2 protein-coding genes and 1 pseudogene are annotated in these 6,307 nt (G+C 64.2%); all 3 read left to right on the forward strand.

Translation table 11 applies throughout. The annotated features are described in order from the left end of the window. Window positions 1-41: 41 nt before the first annotated feature. A pseudogene (tssL, locus tag ACSHSS_RS22745) lies at window positions 42-791 on the forward strand (type VI secretion system protein TssL, long form); the annotation flags it as partial. A 25-nt stretch (window positions 792-816) separates the two neighbouring features. Continuing rightward, a complete protein-coding gene (gene tssM, locus ACSHSS_RS22750) occupies window positions 817-4,914 on the forward strand; it encodes a type VI secretion system membrane subunit TssM (RefSeq protein WP_445545568.1) in 4,098 nt (1,365 codons plus the stop codon). A gap of 19 nt (window positions 4,915-4,933) precedes the next feature. Beyond that, window positions 4,934-6,151: a type IVB secretion system protein IcmH/DotU gene (icmH, locus tag ACSHSS_RS22755; protein ID WP_445545569.1), complete on the forward strand. Its 1,218-nt coding sequence runs from the start codon at window positions 4,934-4,936 to the stop codon at window positions 6,149-6,151. Window positions 6,152-6,307: the final 156 nt, after the last annotated feature.

The following is a 6,307-nucleotide window of genomic DNA, read 5'->3' on the forward strand; positions in this document are numbered from 1 at the left end:
TCGGCTACGTCTGCGATGACCGCCGAGCCGAATAAATCAGCGTTTCCCTAGGCTTTGAAGGACGCTACCAGGACGTTGCCGACGGGAAGCGCAAGCACGACGCGATTCGCCAACGGCTTTACACCGAAATCACATCGCAACGCGACCCCGTGCCGTTGACTTTGTCCCCCCACTGGCAACCCGGCACAAAGGGCAAGCGCCCGTCGTTCTACGACTTCCCCGTGTGGATTACCGCAACGCTTTTGTCGGTGGTCCTGCTCGGCCTGTTCGGATGGTTCAAGTACGAACTCTCCAATCACAGCGCGGACGTTCAGAAGCAGATTGCCGACATTGCCCGCATGACGCCGCCGCCTGCGCCGCCGCCGCAACTGCACCTCAAGCAGTTGCTCAAGGATGAAATCGCCGCCGGCACGGTCAGCGTCGACGAGGACGCTCGCCGCAGCGTCGTCACGTTCCGCGGCGACGCGATGTTCCGGCCCGGTGGCGCCTCGGTCCAGGTCTCGATGAATCCGCTGATCGCGAAGATCGCGGCAGAGATCGCCAAGGCCCCCGGCAAGGTAACGATTATCGGCTACACGGACAACGTGCCGATTCGCAGCCGCCAGTTCGCGTCGAATCAGGCGCTGTCGGAAGAGCGGGCCACCCAGGTCATGCAGATGCTGCAAGCCGCCGGCGTACCGGCGAACCGCCTGGAAGCCGTCGGCAAGGGCGATGCCGATCCGGTCGGCGACAACCGCACCGCGCAGGGCCGCGCGCAAAACCGCCGTGTCGAGATCGACGTCGCACGATAAGCCACATCCGTTTCCGGAATAATCCATGAAGAAGTTTCCGTTCCTGCCGTTTCTGGCCTCGCGCCAGTTCCTCGCGTTCCTCGCACTGATCGTCGTTGCACTGGTGATCTGGTTCGTCGGTCCGTTCTTCACATTTGGCGGGCTCAAGCCATTCGCGGATGCCGGCATGCGTGCGCTGCTGATCGCGTTGCTGCTCGCCGGTGTGCTGCTCTGGCTGGTCGGATGGTCGATCAGCATCGTGTTGGCGGCATTGTTTTGCTTGCTGATCTGGTACGCGGGCCCGTTGCTTGCGTTGGGTCGCACGGTACCGCTGGAATCGGCGTCGGCACGTCTTGGCGCGATCGCGGTGGTGGCAGCCGTTTTCGTCGTCGTCGGCATGTTCCGTATTTGGCAAAAAATGCGCGAAGACGCCGCGTTCATGAAGAAGATGCTGCGTCTGGATCGCAAGAAGGCGGACCCGCTTGCAGCTTCACGTCTTGAGAAAGTCGAAGGCGGCGTGACGAGCGCGCTCGCGCGCCTGAAATCGATGCGTACCGGCGCGCGCGGCCTCGGCAAGCTGTTCCAGGGCAAGCGCTATTTGTACGAGCTGCCCTGGTACATCACGCTCGGTTCGCAAGGATCCGGCAAGACGAGCATCCTGATGAACGGCGGGCTGGCATTTCCCGTTGCCGAGCAGATGCAGCGCGCGGCCGCGAAACCGGCTGCCGATGCCGCCGCCGTGGACTGGTGGCTGACGAATGACGCAGTGCTGATCGACACGACCGGCTACTACACGCGTCATGGCATGTCGACGGCCGAGGCCGCCGATACACGCGTCGCAGAACAGGACAAGCCGGCAGCTGACGTGGCCGACAAGGATGCCGCCAACGCGCAGGCGAACTCGGAACGTTCCGCCGATGGCATGCAACAGAGCGCGCCTGCGAAATCGGAGGCGACGGCTGGCTCGAAGTCGAGCGTCGACGTCGTACCGCGTGCCGCCGACGGGCGCGACCTTCCGCAGCAGATCGATCGCGCGGAATGGTTCGGCTTTCTCGGTCTATTGCGTCGACACCGGCCTCGTGCGCCGATCAACGGCGCATTGCTGACGGTCGATCTTGCGACGCTGGCAAGCGCGGATGAACAGGCGCGCGTCGTTGAGGCTGCCGCATTGCGCGCAAGGCTGGCCGAACTGAGAGAGGAACTGGGCGTTCGCTTCCCCGTTTACCTGACGATCACGAAGATGGACCGCCTCGCGGGCTTTGCCGAGTATTTCGGGACGCTCACGTCCGAGGGGCGGGCGCAAGTCTGGGGTTTCACGCTTCCATACGGCAAGGAAACGGTTGCGAAGGAAGGGCTGCGTGCGCGTTGTCACCACGAACTCGCGCAACTCGCGCAACGGTTGACGGGCTCGATCGATACGCATCTGCAGGACGAATACGACCTGAACAAGCGTCGAAAGCTTGCCGCGTTGCCTGAGGCGTTTTCGGCACTGCTCGAACCGCTGCTCGACCTGATCGACCGCGTATTCCTCGATTCCCGCTACGACAATACGCAGCTCCATTCGACGTTGCGCGGCGTGTATTTCACGAGTGCCCGGCAACAGGGCAGCGAGATCGTGGCGGAACGCCATACGGTCGTTCAACGTCTTCTGTCGACCGAGAAGCCCGCCGCGGTCGCACCGTCGCGCGCGGAGGGGAACCAGGGATTCTTCCTGCACGATCTGCTGACCCGTGTCGTGTTCCCCGAGGCGCATCTCGTGAGTCCCAACCTGCGTTGGGAATATCGCTACAGGCTGTTGCGCCTGATCGGCCACACGCTGGCGCTGCTGCTGTTCGTCTGGCTGGCGATCGGTTTGCGCGTGAGCTATGGCAACAATAGCGATTATCTCGACGCGATGGGCCGCAAGGCGCAGGCGCTTGCCGCCCGCGTCGCGGCGCTGTACAAGACGCGCGAACTGCAAGCCGTGCCCGACACGTTGACCGAGGCGCGCAATTTGCCCACGTTTTCGGGGCTCGACCTGTCCGATCCGGACAGTGCATGGCGCTACGGTCTGTACACGCCGACGGACATTGCCGCCGAAAGTCGCCGCACTTACGACGTACTCGAAGACAACCTGCTGCTGCCGCAGATCGTGCATCGCCTGGAAGACGTCATGTCCGGTGCGATTGCGAACAAGGATGCAAAGGCCGCGTACGACGCGCTTCGCGTATACCTGATGCTGTACGACAAGGCGAAGTTCAATGCCGGCGACGTCAAGGCATGGGTACTCGACGACTGGGCGAAGAACGACAGCGCCGCCGCTTTCGGCGGCAGGGCGTCGATGATCGAGCACGTGCAACAGCTCTTCTCCGGGGAGCGTGTCGTGCAGTCTTCGCTGATCCGCAACGACGCGCTGGTACGGCAGACGCGCGCGTTCCTTGACGGCAGCAATGCGACCGATCGTCTGTACCAGCGCGCGAAGGCCGCGATGCTCATGGAAGCACCCGACGAGTTCACATTGCTGCGCGCGGTTGGCCCGCAGGCCGGAACGGTGTTCACGCGAGCGAGCGACGCGCCGTTGTCGCGCGGCGTGTCGGGTCTCTTCACGTTCGACGGCTATCGGAATCTGTTCGACAAGCGACTGCGCGAATTCGTGCAACTCGCGCGCGACGACGACGCTTGGGTGATGGGGCGGTCGTATCTCGGCGAGGCTCAAAAAAAAACGGCTGAGATCGTCAATGGCGCGGCCGGTGCGGACGACGCGTTGACCGACGCCGTCCGCCGCGAATACCTGACGGAGTATGCGCAACAGTGGGGGGCGTTTCTCGACGACATCCGGACCGTGAGCGGCACGAGTCTCGCGTTCAATCTGAAAGTGCTGCGCAGCTTTGCGGCGCCCGATTCGCCGCTTGCGCGTCTTGCCCGTGCCGCAGTGCGCGAGACGACGCTGACGCAGCAACCGGTTGCGTCGAACGGCTCGCTGTTGCAAAAGGCGGCCGACCAGCTGAACCAGAAAGCCGACAAGGCGCTTGGCATTCGAGCCTCGGAGCGTGTCGAGCGGGAACTCGTCGACAATCGTTTTGCGGCCTTGCGCGAGGTCGTGACGGGAAGCGCCGATGCACTGCCCGACGTGCACTCGGCCAGTACCCAGGCGGACAAGACGGGACTCGACGGCGTCGTCAATCTGCTGAACGACTACTACACGGCGCTGACCGTTGCCGATAACGCGCTGTCGAACAACAGCATGCCGCCGGCGAGCGACACGGCTGCGAAGCTCAAGATGGCCGCCGACACGATGCCTGCGCCGTTCCGCGCGATATTGCTCAAGCTCGCGGCCGACGGGTCGCGCGAGGTCAATCACGGGATCGGCCAACTGTTGTCGCGCCAGATGCAGGCGGTAGTCGGCGATACCTGCCGATTGACGATCGAAGGAAACTATCCATTCTCTCCGGACAGCCAGCGCGACGTCGGAATCGACGACTTCACGCGCGTGTTCGCACAGGGCGGCGTGATCGACGATTTCTTCGTGAAGACGCTGGCGCCCTTTGTCGATACGTCCGCGAAACCGTGGCGCTACCGAACGCTGCCGGGCGCGACGGAACCCGTGCAGGGGCCGAGCCTGGAGCCGTTCGAGCATGCGAAGGCGATTCGCGACATCTTCTTCAACGATCCGGACCACAAGCAGATGACGTGGAAGGCCGACATCCGCGTTCCGGAACTCGCGCCGACGATCATGAGCCTGTCGCTCGACATCGACGGGCAGACGACGCTTTACCAGCACGGTCCGGTCGCGCCGTTCACGATTGCGTGGCCGGGGCCGCGCGGCGGCGCGCACGCCGAGATCACGGCCGGCCCGCGGATCCGGCCGGACACCTCGACGATTTCCGCCAATGGGCCTTGGGCGTTGATGAGGCTGCTGCAGAAAGGCAAGGTGATCGCGACGGCCACGCCGGGCCGCACGCGTGTCGCATTCGGTTTCGACGGTCGCGAAGCGGTGCTCGACATCGCGAGCGCCGGCAGTGTCGCGAATCCGTTGACGAGCGATGTGTTGAAGACGTTCCGGTGCCCGACCTCGATGGCGACGTTCAGTTTGCCGGACAGCGGTCCGCCGCCGGGATTGCCACAGGGCATGTTGCCGATCAACGCCGGAAGTGTTTCCCGTTGAATCGGAAGGGGCGAACAAGATGAGTCTGATCACAGCCGATCCGCAAAGCCACGGCGGGAGCCCAGTGTTGCCGTCCGTCGCGACGAGGCTCAAGCGGGCGGAGCAGTCGATCAATCCGCTGCTCGAAGCGGCGCGCGTCCTGTTGAGCGCGTTGGCGGATACGCCCGATGTGCTCGATGCCGATTCGGTAGCCCGGCGGCGACGGTGGCTCGAGCATGAACTCCGGCTATTTGCGCGGCTCGGCGCTGAACTCGGGCTTTCGCCGGAGCATATCGGGAGCGCCAGCTACTGCCTGTGTTCGGCGCTCGACGAGTCTGCGATGCAGACGCGCTGGGGCAAAGGAGAGGCAACCGGTGTCGCATGGGAAGTCGAGGGGCTCGCCGCGGCGATGGGTCACGACCGTCAGGGCGGCGACCGCGTTTTCGAGCTGATCGACGAGGCGTTATGCAGCCCGCGCGAGAACCTCGATCTGATCGAGCTGTACCAGAACATCCTCGATCTCGGCTTTCGCGGGCGTTATCGATTCGAGCGCGACGGGCAGCAGCGCTTGAAGCGCGTTCGCGAGCGCGTGCACGACGTGGTCGTGACGGGCGGGGTGGGTGCGAATTTCGCAAGGGAGTCGCTTCGACATAGGCGGCGGACGGTCGACCCTTGGGTGCGTCCATTGGCGATGCGCCGGTCGTCGCGCGTCGGGGCTGTCGTCGCCATAACCGCGGCGTTGCTGCTCGGAGCCGCCGGATATGCCGCTGTGGACCGTTGGGTCGTGTCGAGAGAGGCGCAACGCCTGTCGCCGTTCGACGCGCTGGCTCGCAATCTGGAACGGCGGCTCCGTGACGAGGTCGCAGCAGGGAATGTCGAACTGATCCGGGATCCCGCACGCCATGTGTTGACGCTCCGCTTTGCCGGCATGTTCGTACCGGGCGCGGTAACGGTGGCGCCTTGGGGTGCTTCCGTCGTGGCGTCGGCTGGCCGGGAAATTGCGTCGATCGCTGAAGGTGCGGTCGTCCGGGTAGTGGGATACGCGGACAGCGCGCCGGCCGGGTCCGCGCGTCAGATCTCCAATCAGGCAATTTCCGAAGCACGTGCTGAAGATGTCGCCCGCATTCTTGTCGCGGCCGGCGTACCGGCGCATGGCCTCCGCGTGGAAGGGAGCGGAGATGCCGACGCGTTGGCGGACAACGGTACCGAGTTGGGAAGGGCGAGGAATCGTCGCGTCGAAGTCATCGTCGCGGAATAACGCGGGAAAACGTGGCGCTGGCGATTCTCGCAATCGATACCATATCGAATGCCATTGATCGTCGGTGTCGATGCGCTGGTCGACTCGGGCCGGGAGGCCACGAACGCGGTGGATCGATCGATCGAGGACGCGGTGGCCGCGAATGCGAGATGATGC

The organism is Burkholderia sp. BC1, assembly GCF_052683555.1.

Bases quoted from the DNA above. Each gene is read 5' to 3' on its own strand.
- tssM (WP_445545568.1), top strand. From the start codon at position 817: ATGAAGAAGTTTCCGTTCCTGCCGTTTCTGGCCTCGCGCCAGTTCCTC.
- icmH (WP_445545569.1), top strand. From the start codon at position 4,934: ATGAGTCTGATCACAGCCGATCCGCAAAGCCACGGCGGGAGCCCAGTG.